This is a genomic window from Zoogloea sp. (assembly GCF_041911615.1).
GTDB lineage: Bacteria > Pseudomonadota > Gammaproteobacteria > Burkholderiales > Rhodocyclaceae > Zoogloea.
In genome coordinates this window covers 1-19273 of the sequence record NZ_JAYROR010000115.1, presented here as the reverse complement: position 1 = coordinate 19273, position 19273 = coordinate 1, and the positions used below count along the sequence as shown (strand labels likewise).

Genomic DNA, 19273 nt, shown 5'->3' with positions numbered 1-19273 from the left:
CTTCTCAAACCTCGCCACTCACCAATTTGCCCGGCACGGCGCCGATGCTGCCGGCGCCCATGGTGATCACCACGTCGCCATCCTGCGCCGCGGACAGGATCGCCCCCGGCATGTCTTCAATGTGCTCGACGAACACCGGCTCGATCTTGCCCGCCACGCGCAGGGCCCGGGCCAGCGAACGGCCGTCGGCGGCCACGATGGGCGCCTCGCCGGCGGCGTAGACCTCGCCCAGCAGCAGCGCGTCGACCGTCGACAGGACCTTCACGAAATCCTCGAAACAATCCCGCGTGCGGGTGAAGCGGTGCGGCTGGAAGGCCAGCACCAGGCGCTTGTCGGGGAAGGCGCCGCGGGCGGCGGCGATGGTCGCCGCCATCTCGACCGGGTGATGGCCGTAGTCGTCGATGACGGTGGCGGTGCCGCCGGCGGGCAGCGCCACTTCGCCGTAGCGCTGGAAGCGGCGCCCGACGCCCTTGAACTCGGCCAGGGCCTTGACGATGGCCTCGTCGGAGACGCCCACCTCGGTGGCCACGGCGATCGCCGCGAGGGCGTTCAGCACGTTGTGGCGGCCGGGCAGGTTGAGCACGATGTTCAGGCGGCTGGTGGTGCCGTTGACGCGCACCACGTCGAAGACCATCCGGCCTTCTTCGGCGTGGATGTTCTCGGCGCGGACGTTGGCGGATTCGGAGAAGCCGTAGCGGACGATCTGCTTCGAGACGAGCGGCATGATCGAACGCACGTGCTTGTCGTCGTCGCACAGCACCGCCACGCCGTAGAAGGGCAGATGCTGCAGAAAATCGACGAAGGACTGCTTAAGCCGGGCGAAATCGTGCCCGTAGGTTTCCATGTGGTCGGCGTCGATGTTGGTGACGACCGAGATCACCGGCGTGAGGAGCAGGAAGGAGGCGTCGGATTCGTCCGCCTCGGCCACCAGGAAATCGCCCTTGCCCAGGCGCGCGTTGGCGCCGGCGGCGTTGAGCTTGCCGCCGATCACGAAGGTGGGATCGAGCCCGCCTTCGGCCAGGATGCTGGCGACCAGCGAGGTGGTGGTGGTCTTGCCGTGGGTGCCGGCGATGGCGATGCCCTGCTTGAGGCGCATCAGCTCGGCCAGCATCTGGGCGCGGGGCACCACCGGGATCTGGCGGGCGCGGGCGGCGATCACCTCGGGGTTGTCGCCCTTCACGGCGGTGGAGGTGACGACGGCATCGGCGTCGGCCACGTTCTCGGCGGCGTGGCCCTGGATCACCCGGGCGCCGAGCGCCTTCAGGCGACGGGTGGCGGCGTTGTCGCCCAGATCCGACCCGCTGACCTTGTAGCCCAGGTTGACCAGCACCTCGGCGATGCCGCTCATGCCGGCGCCGCCGATGCCGACGAAGTGGATGCTCTTGACTTTATGCTTCACGTTGTTTCCTTCAGGCAGCGAGGCTGGCGCACACGTCGGCCACGCGGGCCGTGGCGTCGGGCTTGGCGCAGGCACGGGCCTTGGTCGCCATCGCCAGCAGGCGCTCGCGGTTCATTTCGTGCAGCAGCGCGGCAATGCGCTGCGGCGACAGTTCGGTTTGCGGCAGCAGCACCGCCGCGCCGGCTTCGGCGAGGAAGCGGGCATTGCCGGTCTGGTGGTCGTCCACGGCATGGGGGAAAGGCACCAGCACGCTGGCCACCCCGACGGCGGCGAGTTCGGCCACGGTGAGGGCACCCGACCGGCAGATCACCAGATCCGCCGTGGCGTAACGGTCGGCCATGTCGTCGATGAAGGGCAGCAACTCGCCCTCGACGCCGGCAGCCTGGTAAGCCGCGCGCAGCGCTTCGATCTGCTTGGCGCCGGCCTGGTGGGTGACCTGCGGCCGGCTGGCCGGGTCGAGCAGCGCCAGCGCCTTGGGCAGCGCGTCGTTGAGCGCCGCGGCCCCCAGGCTGCCGCCGACCACCAGCACCTTCAACGGCCCGCCGCGACCGGCGAAGCGCTCGGCCGGCGGCGCGACGGCGGTGATCTCGGCGCGCACGGGGTTGCCGGCCCACTCGCCCTTCTTCAGCACCTCGGGAAAGCCGGTGACGACCTTGTCGGCCACGCCGGCGAGCACCCGGTTGGCAAGGCCGGCGACGGAATTCTGTTCGTGCACGACCACCGGGCGGCCGAGCAGCGCCGCCATCATGCCGCCGGGGAAGGTCACGTAGCCGCCCATGCCGAGAACCACGTCGGGCTTCACGCGGCGGATCTGCGCCAGCGCCTGGGCAAAGCCGCGCAGCAGGTTGAAGGGCAACAGCAGCTTGCGCAGCAAGCCTTTGCCGCGCAGCGCGGTGAAACGCACCCACGCAACCTCGTAGCCACTGGCCGGCACGATGCGGGCTTCCATGCCGTCGGGGTTGCCCATCCACACCACGCGCCAGCCGCGCGCGCGCAGCGCGTCGGCCACCGCCAGGCCGGGAAAGATGTGGCCGCCGGTACCGCCGGCCATGACCATCAGCGTGGGCATCAGGCGCTGCCTCCGCGCATGATCTGGCGATTCTCCCAATCGATGCGCAGCAGGATCGCCAGCGCGACGCAGTTGGCGAGGATGCCGGAACCACCGAAACTCATCAGCGGCAGGGTCAGGCCCTTGGTGGGCAGCAGGCCCATGTTCACGCCCATGTTGATGAAGGACTGCACGCCGAGCCAGATGCCGATGCCCTGAGCGACCAGCGCGGCGTAGGTCCGCTCCAGCGTCATGGCCTGCTTGCCGATGGCGAAGGCGCGCTGGATCAGGATCGCGAACATCACCACCACCGTCACCACGCCGACGAAGCCGAGCTCCTCGGCGATCACCGCGAGCAGGAAGTCGGTGTGGGCCTCGGGCAGGTAGAAGAGCTTCTCGATGCTCCCGCCCAGACCGACGCCGAACCACTCGCCGCGCCCGAAGGCGATCAGCGCGTGGGAAAGTTGGTAGCCCTTGCCGTAGGCGTCCTGCCACGGGTCCATGAAGCCCAGGATGCGCTGGCGACGGTATTCCGAGAAGGTGATGAGCAGCACGAAACCGATGGCCGCGACGACCGCCAGCAGCACGAACAGGCGCACGTTGATGCCACCCAGGAACAGCACGCCGAAGGCGATCGCGGTAATCACCACGAAGGCGCCGAAGTCGGGCTCCTTCAGCAGCAGGAAGCCGACGAACAGGATCACCCCGGCCATCGGCGCGAAACCCTGCTTGAAGCTCCCCATGAGCGGCAGTTTTCGGGTGGTGTAGTCGGCCGCATAGAGCGCGGCGAAGAGCTTCATCAACTCCGACGGCTGCAGGTTGACGACCCCCAGCGGCAACCAGCGGCGCGCACCATTCACATCTCGGCCGACGTGGGGAATCAGCACGATCAGCAGCAGCACGACGCCGGCGATGAACAGCCATGGCGCCATCTCCTGCCAGGCGCGCATGGGAATCTGGAACACCATCACCCCGGCGATCACCCCGATGGCCAGGAACACCGCGTGGCGCACCAGGAAGTAAGCGGGCTGGTGGCCGAACATGCGGCTCCCCTCGGCGGTGGCGATCGAAGCGGAAAACACCATGATGAGGCCGAGCAGCAGCAAGGACGCTGCCGACCAGATCAGCCACGGATCGAGTTCGCGGGGCTGGCCGAGGGGCTGCATGAGACGGCGCACCGCGCGGCTCGTCACCGGCGCGGCACTGTCTTCGGCGTGGCGGGCCAGGAACCCGGAGATGCTGGCGGCGAGTTTCATACGGGGCGAACGTCGGGCAGGCGCCTCACCGCGTCGATGAAAACCTGCGCGCGGTGGGCATAGTTGCGGAACATGTCGAGGCTGGCGCACGCCGGCGACAGCAGCACCACGTCGCCGGCCGAGGCGCGGGCGTTGGCGTCGAGGACGGCCGCGTCCATGTCGGCGGCGTGAACGAGGGGCACACCACAGCCGGCAACCGCCGCCTCGATGGCGTCGGCATCGCGGCCAATCAGCACCACGGCGCGGGCGTAGCGGGCGAAGGCATCCTTCAGGGGCGAGAAATCCTGCCCCTTGCCGTCACCGCCGGCGATCAGCACGACCTTGCGGCGCAAGCCTTCGAGGGCTGCCACGGTGGCACCGACATTGGTGCCTTTCGAGTCGTCGTAGTAGATGACGCCGTCGGCGCGCTCGGCGACCGGCTCGACCCGGTGCGGCAGGCCGCGGAAAGCCTTCAGTGCGGCGATCAGCGCTTCGCGCGGCAGGCCGGCGGCTTCGCAGAGGGCCAGCGCGGCGAGCGCGTTGGCTACATTGTGGTTGCCGGCGAGCTTCATCGCGTCGCGGCGGAGCAGCCTGTCGGCGCCGCGCGCCAGCCATTCGCCGTCGGCATCGTGGAGGATGCCGAAATCGTCGGCGCCGGCAGGCGCGTCGATGCCGAAGCTGAACACCCGACGGCCGGGCAGGGCCATCGCCTTGACGCGCGCGTCCTCGCGGTTCAGCACCTGCACGCCGGCACCGTGGAACACCGCGGCCTTGGCGGCGGCATAGTCGTCGAGGCCGGCGTAGCGGTCGAGGTGGTCGTCGGTGACGTTGAGCACGGTGGCCGACACCGCGTCGAGCGGCGGCTCGGTTTCGAGCTGGAAACTGGAGAGTTCGAGCACCCACCACTGCGGCAGCGGCGCGCCGGCGTCGAGGCGATCCATCAGCACGTCGAGCGCAGCGGGGCTGATGTTGCCGGCGACGACGCCATCAATGCCCGCCGCCTTGACCATCTCGCCGGCGAGGGTGGTGGTGGTGGTCTTGCCGTTGGTGCCGGTGATCGCGATGAGGTGGGTCTCGCCACGCTTGCCGAGACGCTCGAGCGCCTCGACGAACAGCGACATTTCGCCGATCACGGCGATTCCGCGCGCCCGTGCGGCCTGCACCAGCGGCTGACGCGGATCGAGCCCCGGGCTGATGGCGATGCGCCCCACGCCGTCGAGCAGCGCTTCGGAAAACGCCCCGGTGACAATTTGGGCCGCCGGTGCGGCGGCCCGCAGGCTGTCGACGCCCGGTGGCGCCTCGCGGGAATCGGCAACGCGCAGCGGCACGCCCTGGCGGGCCAGCCAGCGGGCCATCGCCAGGCCGGATTCGCCAAGGCCGAGAACGAGTGTGAGATTAGCGCGGGCCATCGTCGCTCACCGCAGCTTGAGGGTGGACAGGCCGAACAGCACCAGCATGATCGTGATGATCCAGAAACGCACCACGACCTGGGTCTCCTTCCAGCCACCGAGCTCATAGTGGTGGTGCAGCGGCGCCATCCGGAAGATGCGCTTGCCGCCGGTGTACTTGAAATACAGCACCTGCACCATCACCGACAGGGCCTCGGCCACGAACAGGCCGCCCATGATGAATAGCACGATCTCCTGGCGGACGATGACGGCGATGGTGCCCATCGCGGCGCCCAGCGCCAGCGCGCCCACGTCGCCCATGAAGACTTCGGCGGGATAGGCGTTGAACCACAGGAAACCCAGCCCCGCGCCTGCAATCGCGCCGCAGATCACCGCCAGCTCGCCGGCGCCCGGGATGTAGGGCACGCCCAGGTACTTGGAGAAACCCATGTGACCGGCCACGTAGGCGAAGATGGCCAGCGCCGCGCTCACCATCACCGTCGGCATGATCGCGAGACCGTCCAGGCCGTCGGTGAGGTTGACCGAGTGGCTGGTGCCGTTGATCACGAAGTAGCTCAGGATGATGAAGCCGAACACACCCAGCGGGTAGGCGACGGCCTTGAAGAACGGCACGATCAGCTCGATCTGGGCGGGCAGCGTGGCGGTGAGGCCGAGAAAGGTGGCGGCGCCCAGCGCGATGGCCGAGGTCCAGAAGTACTTCCAGCGGCTCGCCAGGCCCTTCGGATCGCGATAGACCACCTTGCGCCAGTCATCGACCCAGCCCACCGCACCGAATCCCAGGGTCACGAACAGCACGACCCACACGTACTTGTTGCGCAGGTCGCCCCACAGCAGCGTGGTGACGGCGATCGAGATGAGGATCAGCGCACCGCCCATCGTGGGCGTACCGGCCTTGGTGAGGTGGGATTTGGGACCGTCGTCGCGCACCGCCTGGCCGATCTTCTTGGCGGCGAGCCAGCGGATCACCGGCGGACCGAACACCAGCGACAGCACCAGCGCCGTACCGGCCGCCAGCACCGTGCGCAGCGTGATGTAGCCGAACACGTTGAAAAAGCGGGCGTCCTTGCCGAGCCACAAAGCCAGTTCAAGCAGCATGGTGTTCCCCCGAGCACGTTACGGAAGACACTGCACCCAACCCCGTACAACCCAAACTCATCTCAAACCTTCTCCGCGATGGCGTCCACGACCCGTTCCATCTTCATGAAACGCGAGCCCTTGACCAGCACCACGGTGTCTTCGTTCAATTCCGCCTTCACCGCCGCGACGAGATCGTCGAGCTTGCCGAAGTGGTGACCGCCTTCGCCGAAGTTGCGCGCCGCAACCTCGCTCATCTCACCCAGCCCGAACAGGAAATCGACGCCTTCGCTCTTGGCGTAACCGCCGATCTCGTCGTGGTACTGGAAACTCTGCTCGCCGATCTCGCCCATGTCGCCGATCACGAGGATCTTGCGGCCCGGGGTCGCGGCCAGCACTGCGATGCCGGCGCGCATCGAATCAGGGTTGGCGTTGTAGCTGTCGTCGATCACCACGGCACCGCCGAGGCCCTTGCGCACATGCAGCCGGCCCGGCGTGCCGGTGAATCCGCCCAGCCCCTCGGCCACGGCGGCAAGCGTCGCGCCGGCAGCCAGACAGGCGGCCGCGGCGGCGAGCGCGTTGCGCACGTTGTGCTGGCCTGGCACCTGCAGACGGAAGCGCACCTCGCCCTGAGGCGCGAGCAGCGTCACGTCGCTACCAAAGCCATGGGTCGTGCAACGGGCGCTCACGTCGGCGCCGGCACCGAGACCGAAGGTGAGCACCCGGCGGCCGGCGTTGAGGGCCTTCCAGTATCCGGCGAAGGCGTCGTCGGCGTTGATCACCGCCACGCCGTCGCCGCGCAGGCCTTCGTAGATCGCCCCCTTCTCGCGGGCGACCTCGTTGACGCTGCCCATGCCCTGCAGGTGGGCGCGCTGGGCGTTGTTCACCAGCGCCACGGTGGGCCGCGCCAGATGCGTGAGGTAGCCGATCTCGCCGGGATGGTTCATGCCCATTTCGATGACCGCCGCACGATGGTTGCCCGACATGCGCAGCAGCATCAGCGGCAGGCCGATGTCGTTGTTCAGGTTGCCCTTGGTGGCGAGCACCGCCAGCTCGGGGTTGAAGCCATCCAGGCGCGCCTGGGCGCGCAGGATCGCGGCGCACATCTCCTTGACCGAGGTCTTGCCGTTGCTGCCAGTGACGCCGATCAGCGGTAGCTCGAAGCGGGCCCGCCAGCCCGCGGCCAGACGACCGAGGCCCAGGCGGGTGTCGTCCACGACGAGAAGCGGCAGCGGTACCGGGTTGGCCGCCGCCCAGGCACGATCGACCATCGCGGCGACCGCGCCCTGAGCCGCCACGGCGGCGACGAATTCATGGCCATCGAAGCGGTCGCCGCGCAGGGCGACGAACAGTTGGCCGGGCTGGATGGCGCGCGAGTCGGTGCTCACCGACAGGAAGGTGGCGTTGCCGCCCACCGCGGTGCCGTCGGTGAGCAGGGCGGCTTCCTGGAGATCCATCATGAAAGTGCTCCCTGGGCATCGTTCCAGGCTTCGAGGGCGTCGCGGGTCTGATCCACGTCGGAGAACGGGTGACGCACGCCATTGATCTCCTGATAGGGCTCGTGGCCCTTGCCGGCGATGACGATCACGTCGTCGGGCGCGGCGGCGAGGATCGCGCTGCGGATGGCCTCGGCGCGATCGGGGATGGTCATCACGTCGGCACGGGCGCCGGCGGCGATGTCGCGGAGGATCGCCTGCGGATCTTCGCCGCGGGGGTTGTCGCTGGTCAGCACCACCGTGTCGGCGAGGCGGCTAGCGACTTCGCCCATCAGCGGGCGCTTGCCCGGATCACGGTCGCCACCGCAGCCGAACACGCAGGTCAGCCGGCCGTTACGCGCCTTGACGGTGGCCCGCACGGCAGTGAGCACCTGCTCCAGCGCGTCGGGCGAGTGGGCGTAGTCGACGACCACCAGCGGATCACCGATGCCGCCCAGCGTCTGCATCCGGCCCACCGGCGGGGTGAGATCCTCGGCAACGGTGGCGGCTTCCTCGAGGGAAAAGCCCGACGCCATCAGCGTCCCGATCACCGCCAGCAGGTTGGAAACGTTGAACTGGCCGACCAGATTGGGGCACATGTCGGCGGATTCGTTGCCGCAGCGGGCGGTGAAGCGCAGGCCGGCTGCGGTGGTGGTCAGCCGCTCGGCGACGATCACCCGATTGACGGGCGCGGCATCGACATTGGAAGCGACCAGGGTGTAGCCGATCACCTGTAAGCCGTGGCCGGCAAGGCGCCGGGCCTGCTCCATGCCGAAGCGGTCGTCGAGGTTCAGCACGACGGCCTTGAGGCCCGGCATGTCGAACAGGCGGGCCTTGGCGGCGCCGTAGTTCTCCATGCTGCCGTGGTAGTCGAGGTGATCGCGGGTCAGGTTGGTGAGCACCGCCACGTCGAAGTGCAGGCCGTTCAGGCGCTGCTGATCGAGGCCGATCGACGAGACTTCCATGGCGGCCGCGTCGGCCTTGGCGGCTCGGAAGTCGGCCAGCGTGGCGTGCAGGGTCAGACTGTCGGGGGTGGTGTTGATGCTGGCGGTGAGCGCCCCGGGAAAACCGATGCCGAGGGTACCGATCACGCCGCACTTGCGCCCCAGCGCCGCGAACGCGCGCGACAGCCATTGGGTGACGGAGGTCTTGCCGTTGGTGCCGGTCACGCCGACCAGCCACAACGCTTCGGACGGTCGACCGTAGACCTCGTTGGCGAGATAGCCGGCCAGCGCGCTCAGGCCATCGACGGCGACATTCGGGACCTGCAGGGCCGGATCCCAACTGAAGCCGTCGCGCTCCCACAGCACCGCGGCGGCACCGGCGTGGATCGCATCGACGATGAAACGGCGGCCATCCGAACGGTGCCCCGGACAGGCCAGGAAAACGTCGCCGGCACACACCTGGCGCGAATCGAGACGTAGCCGGCTGACCTCGACGCCGGCGGCGGCGAGCTGGGCGAGCACGCCCTGGGCTTGTTGGCGCAGATCGACTTTCACATCTCCTCCCGGGCGGGAGCGATGCCCTGACGGGCCACCTGCAGCGGCTTGAGCGGCGCATCCGGCGCGACCCCGAGGGTGCGCAGCGCGCCGCCGGTCACCTGGGCGAATACCGGCGCGGCCACATCGCCGCCGTAATGCTTGCCATTGGAGGGTTCGTCGATCATCACGGCAACGATCAGGCGGGGGTCGGAAATCGGCGCGATGCCGACGAAGGAGGCCACGTAGCGGTTGGCGTAGCGGCCACCGACGAGCTTCATCGCGGTACCGGTCTTGCCGCCGACGCGGTAGCCCGGCACGTTGGCCTGCTGTGCGGTGCCGCCCGGCTGGACCACCATTTCGAGCATCTGGCGCAGCTCGCGGGCGGTCTGCGGGGAGAACACGCGGGTGCCATGCACCGGCGGCGTGTCGAGACGGGACAACGACAGCGGCACGATGTCGCCGTCGCGGGCGAACACCTGGTACGCGTTGGCGATCTGCATCAGGCTCACCGACATGCCGTGGCCGTAGGACATGGTGGCCTGCTCGATCGGGCGCCAGCTCTTGGCGGGGCGCAGACGACCGCCCACTTCGCCAGGGAAGCCCAGCTTGAGCGGCGAGCCGAAGCCCAGGTCGTCGAACATCTTCCACATGGTTTCGGGCGGGAAGCTCAAGGCCATCTTGGCGGCGCCGATGTTCGACGATTTCTGGATCACCTGGGCGACGGTGAGCGCGCCGTGGGGGTGCGCGTCGGAGATCGTCGCGGTGCCGATGGTCATGCGGCCGGGCGCGCAGTTGATGATGGTGTTGGCGGTGACCTTGCCCTTTTCCAGCGCCAGCGCGGCAGTGAAGGGCTTCATCGTCGAACCGGGCTCGTAGGTGTCGGTCAGTGCGCGGTTGCGCAGCTGGTCGCCGGTGAGCTTGACGCGATTGTTCGGGTTGTAGGTGGGCGCGTTGGCCAGGGCGAGGATCTCACCGGTCTTGGCGTCGATCACCACCACGCCACCGGCCTTGGCCTTGTGGTCGGTCATTGCCTGTTTGAGCGCGGCGTGGGCGAGGTACTGGATCTTGTTGTCGATGGACAGCGCGACCTCGCGCCCGTCCTGAGGCGGGCGAATCGACTGGACGTCCTCCACGACGTTGCCACGCCGATCCTTGACGACCCGGCGCGAGCCCGGCTTGCCGGCCAGGGACGATTCGAACGCCAGTTCGATGCCCTCCTGCCCCTTGTCGTCCACGCCGGTGAAGCCCAGCACGTGGGCCATCACGTCGCCACCGGGGTAAAAGCGGCGGTATTCGCGCTGGTCGTGGATGCCCGGCAGCTTGAGCGCGGCGATGCGCTCGGCCAGCTCAGGCGACACCTGGCGCTTGAGGTAGACGAAATCCTTGTCGACGCCGAGCTTCTGGTTGAGATCCTGCACCGGCATTTCGAGCAGGCCGGCGAGCTGGCGGGTCTGCGACGGGTTGAGGCGCGCATCCTCGGGAATCGCCCAGATCGACTTGACCGGCGACGACACCGCGAGCACGTCGCCCTGGCGGTCGGTGATCTTGCCACGGGTGGCCGGCACCTCGAGCACCCGCGCGTAGCGCGATTCGCCCTTGGCCTGCAGGAACTGATCGTTCACGCCCTGCAGGTAGGCGGCCCGGCCGACCAGCGCGACGGAGCCGCCGAGCAGACACAGCAGGACGAAGCGCGAGCGCCAGGCCGGCAGCTCGGAGCGCAGCAGGGGGTTGTGGTTGAAGGTGACGCCCTTCTTGGCCTTTTTCATGGCCGCTCCTCGATGGCGATGATCTGCCCGGGCAGAGGCGGGCGCATCGCGAGTTTCTCGCGTGCGAGTTTTTCGATGCGGGCGTGGGCCGCCCAGGTGCTTTGCTCCAGCTGCAGCTGGCCCCACTCGACCTCGAGCTGCTGGGAGCGTTGCTGCTCGCGCTCGACGGCGGCGTAGAGCTTGCGGGCCTGGTGCTGGGACGCGACCACGCCGAGGCTGCTCGCCACTACCAGCATCACGAGGAATCCGGTCAGGCGCGCCACGTCAGGACTCCGCCCGCTCGGCGATGCGCATCACGGCACTGCGCGAGCGGGGATTCGCCGCGATCTCCTCGTCGGACGGGCGCACCTGTTTGCCAACCAGCACGAGCCTGGGCTTGGGCAGATCGGCGGCACGCACCGGCAGCCGCGCCGGCAGCTGCGGCGGCCGCGACTCGTCGCGCATGAAGCGCTTGACGATGCGATCCTCGAGGGAGTGAAAGCTGATCACCACCAGACGGCCTCCGGCCGCCAGTGCTGCCACGACCTGCGGCAGGACTAGCGACAGCTCCTCGAGCTCTTGATTGACGAAAATCCGAAGAGCCTGGAAGGTGCGCGTCGCAGGGTGCTGGCCCGGCTCGCGCTTCCAGACCGTCTCTTCCACGATCGCGGCAAGCTGTCCAGTGGTTGCGACATGCCCCCCTGCCCGAGCAGCAACAATCGCCTTTGCAATCTCATAAGCAAACCGTTCTTCACCGTATTCCCTCAGTACCCGGGTTATGTCGGCGACCGGCGCTTCTGCCAGCCACGCTGCCGCGGTCATCCCGCGGGTCGTATCCATTCGCATGTCGAGCGGCGCATCGAAGCGAAAACTCATGCCCCGCTCGGCTTCATCCAGCTGTGGGGACGAAACCCCCAGATCCAGCAAAACCCCATCCACGCGCACAATGCCGCGCTCAGCAAGCGCCTCGGCGAACTCCGAGAACGGCGCATGCACCAGCTCGAAACGCGGATCCGCAATCTCGCGCCCCGCCGCCACCGCCTTCGGATCGCGATCGAAGGCGATCAGCCGCCCCTGCGGCCCGAGCTGCGCCAGGATCGCCCGGCTATGCCCGCCGCGACCGAAGGTGCCGTCGACGTAGATACCGTCCGGCTTGATCGCCAGCGCCTCCACCGCCTCTTTCAGCAGCACCGTGATATGCGGCGCGGCGCTCACAGCGGCAAGGTTTCCCAACCAGCGGGCATCAGATCTGCACCCAGGGCGAAGATCGCCTCCTGCTGCTTCTGCCAGCCCGCATCCGACCACAGTTCGAAGTGATCCCCCTGCCCGACCAGATGCACCTGCTTTTCGAGCTGGGCAAAGCTGCGCAACTCCGGCGCGATCAGGACGCGCCCGGCCGAATCCATCTCCTCGTCGCGGGCATAACCCACGAGCAGACGCTTGAGCAGGGCGGAACGCTGATCGAGGCTCGAACCGGCGAGCACCTTGTCGCGGATCGGCTCCCAGGCAGGAGCGGGGTAGATCAGCAGGCAGCGATGGGGGTGGGCGGTGAGAACCAGCGCGTTCCCGGCGGCGAGCTTGGCGAGCGCGTCCCGATGCCGCGCAGGAATCGCCAGGCGACCCTTCGCATCGAGACTGAGCGCCGCTGCGCCTTGGAACATTGAAGACCCCACTTTCCTACCCCGACGAACCGGAAAAACTCACTTTTTCCCACTTTCGTCCACTTCGTCCCACTTTAGAGCAAAAAAAATACCCGGTCAAGTTGAGCACGGAGCAAATCTCTTTTCGCCACAAGCACTTAGGAAACGGGAGGTGCGCCGTAGGAAATCCGCTTACAAATCAACGTCAGTAGCGAAGATTGCAAAAGTTGCGGATGAAATCGGGGGCACGCCAACCCGGAGAGAGGCAGCCGAAAGGCTGCAGGGCGCGAAATGAAAAAACGTGTTACGCAACAAGGCGTATCGCGAAAAAAGTCACAAACGTGAAAAAGGGTGGGGAACGACGAAATTGCGTCGCGAGGGAATGGGGGAAGCTCGCCGATAAGCCGGGTTCTGTCGAGCGAGGCGACCCGAAAGCCGCCCCGCCGGGCAATCATTCCTCTGGTCGACGCGTTGCCGCGCCGCTCAAGCAGCCTACCCGGGGACTCCGCGAGCAGCGTCGACGTCCCCCTATTTGGCCTTGCCCCGGATGGGGTTTACCGTGCCGTCACTGTTGCCAGTGCCGCGGTGGGCTCTTACCCCACCGTTTCACCCTTGCCTGATCCGCCCGGAGGCGGCCATCGGCGGTCTGCTCTCTGTTGCACTTTCCGTCGCTTTAGCCCGAGGGCGTATGGCGCCCGGCCGTTAGCCGGCATCCTGCTCTATGGGGCCCGGACTTTCCTCGATGCGCGAAACGCACCGCGACTGCCTGGCGAACTTCCCGGCGCGCAGTATAGCCGCTTCGGCCCGCCCCTGCCCGCTTAGTCGGGTTCACGCAGATCGGCCGCCTGCACGACCACCTCGTCGATCACGCAGTCGAGGCGCGCATAGAACGACGGGCCGCTGGCATCGCCCCAGGCCGTCAGCGACTCGCCGTTGATCGCGATGCCGACATCCAGTTCTCCACAGCCCCCCGCGCTGGCCAGCCCCGGCAGTCGTCCCGCCACCCGTCGCCCGAGGCGGCCGCCCCCCGCGAAGACCACCACGACGTCCTCGGTCTTGCGATCGACGCCGACGCTGCGGATGCCCATCGCCCGCAATGCGGGGCCGTGCTCCACCTCGACCCGTGCGGCCAGCGCCGGATCGTCCCGCCGCCGTTCGATCGGCGGCGCCTCAAGTTTCAGATACAGCACCACCCCCACCGCGAGCACGATGAGGACGCCGAGGGCAACGACGAGCTTGCGAACATCCATGGAGCAACCAGAATCCAGTTTGCCGATATGCGGTGTTTACGGCGCCACGTCACGCTTTCTGCACTGCATCCCGTGATAAAACCGAAGCTGTAAGCAAGGATTGCCAACGCCCGCCGCGGTCGCATCCGGTTACGTCTCCCCGGCTTGCGCCCTTACCTTGCGCAGCCCCCGGTGCTGCAATGAAAGAATCCACCAACTGGAACCCGACGTGATGAAAACGCCGTCCCCCCTCCCCGTCCGCACGCTGCTACTGCTCGCACTGAGCCTTGCCGGCGCGATGCAGGCGCTTCCCGCCCACGCGGATCGAGGCATCCACTTTCGCGGCGGACTGCCGGCCTGGGGCGCGTCCGCGGGCCGGCGCCAATGCCGGCACCGTTGCCGCGCCTGTGGTCGTCGCCCGGCCGCCACGACGGATACCGGGGTAGCTACAACGGCTGGTGGATCGTCGGCTCGCCGTGGATGATGTTTCCACCGCCCTATTACAACTACCCGCCGGCCGTGGTACAGCAGGAGGCGCCGATCGTGCTGCCCAATCTTCCTCCCGCCCCTCAGAGCTGGTACTACTGCGAAAGCGCAAAGTCGTATTACCCGTACGCGCAGACCTGCCCGGAAGGCTGGCGCAGTGTGCCAGCGGCGCCCACCGGCAGCACCCAGGCCGCCCCGGCCGACACCCAGAACTGGTACTACTGCGACAGCGCCAAGGGCTACTACCCTTACGTGCAGCGCTGCCCCGAAGCCTGGCGCCCGGTCGCCGCCACGCCGCCGGCCGCACCTGCGGCACCCGCCGTTCCCGAAGGAGCGCTCGAAGAATGAACACCTCACCCCGCGCCCCCGCGCTCAGGCTGAGCCTGGCGCTACCGCTGCTTCTCGTCGTCGGCTGCGCCAGCCTCCCCAGCGGGCCGCGCGCCGTCGTCATGCCCGCCCCCGGCAAACCCCTCGACCTGTTTACCCTCGAGGATCGCCAGTGCCGCAACTACGCGGACCAGGCCATCGGCATCGCCCCGCGCGACGTCGCCGCCCAGGCCATGATCGGCAGCGCAGCCGTTGGAACGGCGGTCGGCGCAGCCGTCGGCGGACTTGCCGGCGGCAACCAGGGCGCTGCCGCTGGAGCCGCGGTGGGCATGGTGGCCGGCACCGCCAGCGGCAGCAGCCAGGCGACCTACGCCGGCGCGGACGCCCAGCGCCGCTACGACATCGCCTACCAGCAGTGCATGTACGCCAAGGGCAACCAGCTGCCGGGCTACGGCTACCGACACCCCGCGCCCGCGCCGAGCGGCGGCACGCCTTACTACTACCCGCCCCCGCCGCCGCCGACCCAACCCCCGCGCTGAGTCGCCACGCCGCCGCGAGTGACTTCCCCTGCGCCGTCCGGCACAATCCCGGCGCAGGAGATTCCCCATGAAATTCGATGTACTCATCGTGGGCGCCGGGCTGGCTGGCGCCGCACTCGCCGCCGCACTGCGCGGCAGCACGCTCAAGGTCGGCATCGTCGAAGCCCGCCCACCCTTCCGCCCCCAAGGCTGGGACGCGCGCATCTACGCGATCAGCCCCACCAACGTCGACTTCCTCTCGTCCATCGGCATCTGGCAGCACCTCGACCCGGCGCGCATGGCACCCGTGTACGACATGGAGATCCACGGCGACGCCGGCGGCCGCCTCGACTTCTCGGCCTACGACAGCGGCCTGCGCGAACTCGCCTGGATCCTCGAATCCAGCCTCATGCAGCAGGAGCTGTGGGAAACCGTCAAACGCCAGCACAACGTCACCCTGGTCTGCCCGGCCTCGCCGGCGGCACTCGCCATTGACGACAGCGCCGCCCGCCTCACCCTCACCGACGGCCGCCGCATCGAAGCAAGGCTGGTCGTCGCCGCCGACGGTCGCGACTCTTGGGTACGCCAGGCGGTCGGCATCGGCGCGCGCAACACGCCGTATGACGAAAAGGGCGTGGTCGCCAACTTCCGCTGCGAGAAGCCCCACCGCAACACCGCCTTCCAGTGGTTCCGCCCCGACGGCGTGCTGGCCTACCTGCCCTTGCCCGACAACCACATGTCGATGGTCTGGTCGGCCCCCGACGCCCTCGCCGACGAGCTCGTCGGCCTGTCGCCCGAAGCCCTCTGCGCCCGCGTCGCCGACGCCGGCGGCCAGCGCCTGGGCAGGCTCGAGCTGGTCACGCCCGCGGCAGCCTTCGCGTTGCGCCTGATGCGCGTCGAGACCGTCGTGCAGCCCCGCCTCGCCCTGATCGGCGATGCCGCCCACGCGATCCACCCGCTCTCGGGCCACGGCATCAACCTGGGCTACCAGGACGCCCGCGTGCTGGCCGAGCAGATCAAGGGCCTGCCCGCCTGGCGCGACCCGGGCGAGCTCGCGGTGCTGCGCGCCTACGCCCGCGCCCGCGCCGAGGAGACCGCGCTGCTGCAATACACCACCCACGGCCTCAACAAGCTGTTCAAACCGGCCGACCCGTTACTGTCCGGTCTGCGCAACATCGGGCTGAACCTCACCAACCGCGTGCCGGTCATACGCAACGCACTGGTCCGCTACGCCATCGCGGGCCGTTTCTGAACGCCTTTCGAATCCGCCGTACCTGGAGATCCCGGATGAAATTCCCCTTCGCACGCTCGCTGTTCGCCACCCTCCTGCTCGCAGCCGGCGTTGCCCATGCCGCCGACGAAGCCTCGGTCAAGAAGAACCTCGAAAACTTCCTGAACGCCCCGGCGGTCGACAGCGTCAAGAAAACCCCCTACGGCGGGCTCTACGAAGTCGTGCTCAAATCGGGCGAGCTGCTCTACACCGATGCCAACGTCGGCTTCATCATCGACGGCAGCGTGATCGACGCCAAGACCCGCAAGAACGTCACCCAGGCCCGCATGGCCCAGCTGCTCAAGATCGACTTCGCCACCCTGCCCCTCGACCAGGCCATCAAGCAGGTCCGTGGCAACGGCAAGCGCGTCATCGCCAGCTTCGAAGACCCCAACTGCGGCTACTGCAAGCGCCTCGCCAAGGATCTGCAAGGCCTCAAGGACGCCACGATCTACACCTTCCTGTACCCGATCCTCAGCCCCGACTCCACCGACAAGTCGAAGAACATCTGGTGCGCCAAGGATCGCGCCACCGCCTGGAACGACTGGATGACCGCCGGCAAGGCGCCCGCCGCCGCGGCCGCCAGCTGCGACACCAGCGCCATCGACAAGAACGTGGCCCTCGGCCAGAAGATGAAGGTCACCGGCACGCCGACGATCTTCACCGCCGACGGCAACCGGCTCCCCGGCGCCGTACCGCTGGCCCAGCTCGAACAGGCGATGGCCCAGGCGGCCAAGTAAGCGGCCTCCACGTCACCCAAAAGGGCTGCCTCGGCAGCCCTTTTGCATGGGGCCCGGCCTTTTCCGGGCGATGTCGATTCAGGCCGCCGCGCGGGGCCGGCGCGGCTGCACGATGGGCAGGCAATGCGGCACCGGCCGGCCGATCAGATGGCCCTGCAGCCAATCCACGCCGGCGTCCTGCGCCACCTGCCGCTGCAGCGGGTTCTCGATGCACTGGCACACCACGCGCAGCCCGAGGCGGTGAATCTCGGCACTCATCTCGGTGAGCACCCGCTTGGCGAGGCTCAGGTGACCGGCATGGCCGATCAGGCTGCGATCGAGCTTGACCACGTCGGGCGCCAGCGCCTCGAGACGATCCAGATCGGACGAATGACGACCAAAGTTATCGATCGCGACGCGATAACCGCGCTCCCGGTATTCGCCGATCGCCGCAGCCAGCCGGGCGCGATCCTCGAAGCCGTCGTCGGTCAGCTCCAGCACGATGCGGTCCGGCGTCAAGCCGCAGCGGGACAACACCGACTCGAAAACGTGGCCGTGGTGGTCGCGCACCGCACGGATCAGCTGCGGATGCACGTTGAGGGCCAGGAAGCCCCCCTGCTGCGCCCGCTCCAGCAGGAAGTTGAGGGCGTGCAGGGTGCGGGCCACCCGATCGAGGTGAATCAGCTCGTCGTCATCCCGCGCATCCAGGAACACCGCCTGCGCCGGCAGCCCGCGCCCTTCCCCTTCGAGCACCTGCAGATGCGCCTCGTGCCCCACCGGCAGCCCACCCACCCGTTCGGCCACGGGCTGGAACAGCGTACCGAGCACCCGTCCGCCAAAACGCGCCTGCACGCGCCCATCCACGATCCGGAAACCCTCATCTTCAGCCGTTCCGCGGACCAGCCGGTTACGCTTGTTGAAGTAATGAACGAGTTCGGTGAGGGGCACGATGGTCTCCGCAATGCAAATCGAATGGCGCCAGAAGGCTTGACACCAGCTTCGCACGGTAACGCCTGGGAAGGCGCCGGCAAACCATGAATTTAAGAAAAACTTATTACAAAACTACGATCCGCCCGGCCGCGGCCGACACGCAGCGCCCGTCGGCTCAGCGCGGCACCTGATCGCGCGGATAGAGCACCCACATCTCGCCCTTCTGGCGCATGCGGCCGGCCTGGGCGCCCGCCTCGGCACCGAACCCCCAGTAAAAGTCGCCCCGCACCCCCCCCTTGATCGCGGTGCCGGTGTCCTGCGCCAGCATCAGCCGACGCAGCGGCTGGCTGCTGTTGGGATAGGTGGTGGACAGGAATACCGGCGCCCCCAGCGGAATGCTGCGCGGGTCCACCGCCAGACTGCGACCATCGGTCAGCGGCTGGCCCAGCGCCCCCACCGGCCCGCCGGTGCTGTGGGGCATCTCGCGGAAAAACACGTAGCTCGGATTGGCGTTGAGCATTTCCTGCAGACGGCCCGGATTGGCCCGCGCCCAGCCCTTGATGCCCTCCATCGACGCCTGCTCGACGCGCAGCTCGCCTTTGTCCGCCAGCCAGCGGCCGATGGACTGGTAGGGATGACCGTTGGTATCGGCATAGGCGAGACGCACCGTGCTGCCGTCCGGCAGCTGAACGCGGCCGGAACCCTGCACCTGAAGGAAGAACAACTCGACCGCATCCTCGGCATAGAGGATCGTCTTGCCGGCGAACTTGTCGGCCTGGCGGGCCACCTCGGCACGCGAGTAATAGGGCACGACCCGACGGCCGACCAGCCGGCCGCGCACGCGCTGGCCCTTCAGCTCGGGAAACTGCTCACCGAGATCGATCGTCAGCAGATCATCCGGCACGCCCAGCACCGGCCACTGATACGCCCCGCCCTTGTGGCGGCTGCCGCGGATCAACGGCTCGTAGTAACCGGTCACCAGGCCCTCCCGCGTGCCGTCCGGGTTGCTGACCCGCCACGGGGTGAAGCGCGCCTCGAAGAAGTTGCGCGCTGCCGCCGTCCCCGGACGCTCGCCGAGCCCTCGCGCCGCCTCGCAAACCCCCTGCCAGACAGCCTGCCGGCCGACGGCACGGCACGAGGCCATGAAGGCGGGCCAGGCTTCGTCGACGGCGTCGGCGCCCCAGCCGGGCAGCTCGCCCCACGTGGCTGCCTGCAACGGACGGGCGAGCGGCTGCGGTGCCGGGGCGCCCCCCGTCGGCGCGCCTCCCCCGGCACCCGGCCCCGGCGG

Annotated in this window: 18 protein-coding genes and 1 other RNA gene; 4 read left to right on the top strand and 15 right to left on the bottom strand. The window is 68.3% G+C overall.

The genetic code is table 11. From position 1 onward, the window contains the following. Window positions 1-4: 4 nt before the first annotated feature. From murC to ACE3P2_RS14885, 13 genes are all read right to left on the bottom strand, one after another. The gene (murC, locus tag ACE3P2_RS14945; RefSeq protein WP_374265845.1) at window positions 5-1399 is read right to left on the bottom strand and encodes a UDP-N-acetylmuramate--L-alanine ligase; all 1395 of its coding nucleotides are present in this window, start codon (window positions 1397-1399) and stop codon (window positions 5-7) included. Between the two features lie 10 nt (window positions 1400-1409). After that, complete coding sequence (gene murG, locus ACE3P2_RS14940; protein ID WP_374265843.1) at window positions 1410-2468, bottom strand: undecaprenyldiphospho-muramoylpentapeptide beta-N-acetylglucosaminyltransferase; 1059 nt, start codon at window positions 2466-2468, stop codon at window positions 1410-1412. Beyond that, window positions 2468-3703, bottom strand: coding sequence for a putative lipid II flippase FtsW (gene ftsW / locus ACE3P2_RS14935; RefSeq protein WP_374265841.1), 1236 nt, complete (start codon window positions 3701-3703; stop codon window positions 2468-2470). Before ftsW ends, murG begins: the two co-directional genes overlap by 1 nt. Next, window positions 3700-5091: a UDP-N-acetylmuramoyl-L-alanine--D-glutamate ligase gene (gene murD, locus ACE3P2_RS14930; RefSeq protein ID WP_374265839.1), complete on the bottom strand. Its 1392-nt coding sequence runs from the start codon at window positions 5089-5091 to the stop codon at window positions 3700-3702. Before murD ends, ftsW begins: the two co-directional genes overlap by 4 nt. Window positions 5092-5097: 6 nt before the next feature. Further along, window positions 5098-6186 carry a phospho-N-acetylmuramoyl-pentapeptide-transferase gene (gene mraY, locus ACE3P2_RS14925; RefSeq protein WP_374265837.1) on the bottom strand — a complete coding sequence of 363 codons (1089 nt, stop codon included), beginning with the start codon at window positions 6184-6186 and terminating at the stop codon, window positions 5098-5100. 62 nt (window positions 6187-6248) lie between these two features. Next, a complete protein-coding gene (gene murF, locus ACE3P2_RS14920; RefSeq protein ID WP_374265835.1) occupies window positions 6249-7625 on the bottom strand; it encodes a UDP-N-acetylmuramoyl-tripeptide--D-alanyl-D-alanine ligase in 1377 nt (458 codons plus the stop codon). Then, window positions 7622-9139 (bottom strand): UDP-N-acetylmuramoyl-L-alanyl-D-glutamate--2,6-diaminopimelate ligase, encoded by a 1518-nt coding sequence (locus tag ACE3P2_RS14915; RefSeq protein WP_374265833.1) that lies wholly within the window; start codon window positions 9137-9139, stop codon window positions 7622-7624. Before ACE3P2_RS14915 ends, murF begins: the two co-directional genes overlap by 4 nt. Continuing rightward, window positions 9136-10887 (bottom strand): peptidoglycan D,D-transpeptidase FtsI family protein, encoded by a 1752-nt coding sequence (locus ACE3P2_RS14910; RefSeq protein WP_374265831.1) that lies wholly within the window; start codon window positions 10885-10887, stop codon window positions 9136-9138. The genes ACE3P2_RS14915 and ACE3P2_RS14910 overlap by 4 nt, the downstream gene beginning before the upstream one ends. Next, window positions 10884-11150 carry a cell division protein FtsL gene (gene ftsL / locus ACE3P2_RS14905; protein ID WP_153161995.1) on the bottom strand — a complete coding sequence of 89 codons (267 nt, stop codon included), beginning with the start codon at window positions 11148-11150 and terminating at the stop codon, window positions 10884-10886. The genes ACE3P2_RS14910 and ftsL overlap by 4 nt, the downstream gene beginning before the upstream one ends. Window position 11151: 1 nt before the next feature. Further along, window positions 11152-12081, bottom strand: a complete 930-nt coding sequence (gene rsmH / locus ACE3P2_RS14900; protein ID WP_374265828.1) for a 16S rRNA (cytosine(1402)-N(4))-methyltransferase RsmH — start codon at window positions 12079-12081, stop codon at window positions 11152-11154. Then, on the bottom strand, window positions 12078-12527 hold the full coding sequence (gene mraZ, locus ACE3P2_RS14895) for a division/cell wall cluster transcriptional repressor MraZ (RefSeq protein WP_374265826.1): 450 nt from the start codon (window positions 12525-12527) through the stop codon (window positions 12078-12080). The genes rsmH and mraZ overlap by 4 nt, the downstream gene beginning before the upstream one ends. A gap of 363 nt (window positions 12528-12890) precedes the next feature. Next, window positions 12891-13284: RNase P RNA component class A (gene rnpB, locus ACE3P2_RS14890), an RNA gene on the bottom strand. Window positions 13285-13324: 40 nt separating this feature from the next. Beyond that, window positions 13325-13756, bottom strand: a complete 432-nt coding sequence (locus ACE3P2_RS14885; RefSeq protein WP_374265824.1) for a hypothetical protein — start codon at window positions 13754-13756, stop codon at window positions 13325-13327. Window positions 13757-14119: 363 nt separating this feature from the next. Between ACE3P2_RS14885 and ACE3P2_RS14880 the strand changes: the two genes are divergently transcribed. The 4 genes from ACE3P2_RS14880 (at window position 14120) to ACE3P2_RS14865 (ending at window position 17076) form a co-directional block, all read left to right on the top strand. Next, window positions 14120-14569, top strand: coding sequence for a hypothetical protein (locus tag ACE3P2_RS14880; RefSeq protein WP_374265822.1), 450 nt, complete (start codon window positions 14120-14122; stop codon window positions 14567-14569). Next, window positions 14566-15087, top strand: a complete 522-nt coding sequence (locus ACE3P2_RS14875) for a hypothetical protein (RefSeq protein ID WP_374265820.1) — start codon at window positions 14566-14568, stop codon at window positions 15085-15087. The genes ACE3P2_RS14880 and ACE3P2_RS14875 overlap by 4 nt, the downstream gene beginning before the upstream one ends. Before the next feature lie 67 nt (window positions 15088-15154). Next, window positions 15155-16318 (top strand): UbiH/UbiF family hydroxylase, encoded by a 1164-nt coding sequence (locus tag ACE3P2_RS14870; protein ID WP_374265818.1) that lies wholly within the window; start codon window positions 15155-15157, stop codon window positions 16316-16318. 35 nt (window positions 16319-16353) lie between these two features. After that, window positions 16354-17076: a DsbC family protein gene (locus tag ACE3P2_RS14865; RefSeq protein ID WP_374265816.1), complete on the top strand. Its 723-nt coding sequence runs from the start codon at window positions 16354-16356 to the stop codon at window positions 17074-17076. A 78-nt stretch (window positions 17077-17154) separates the two neighbouring features. Here ACE3P2_RS14865 and ACE3P2_RS14860 read toward each other — a convergent pair whose 3' ends face one another. Further along, on the bottom strand, window positions 17155-18003 hold the full coding sequence (locus tag ACE3P2_RS14860; protein WP_374265814.1) for an EAL domain-containing protein: 849 nt from the start codon (window positions 18001-18003) through the stop codon (window positions 17155-17157). A 157-nt stretch (window positions 18004-18160) separates the two neighbouring features. Then, a partial coding sequence (locus ACE3P2_RS14855) for a murein transglycosylase A (protein ID WP_374265812.1) occupies window positions 18161-19273 on the bottom strand: 1113 nt, incomplete at its 5' end.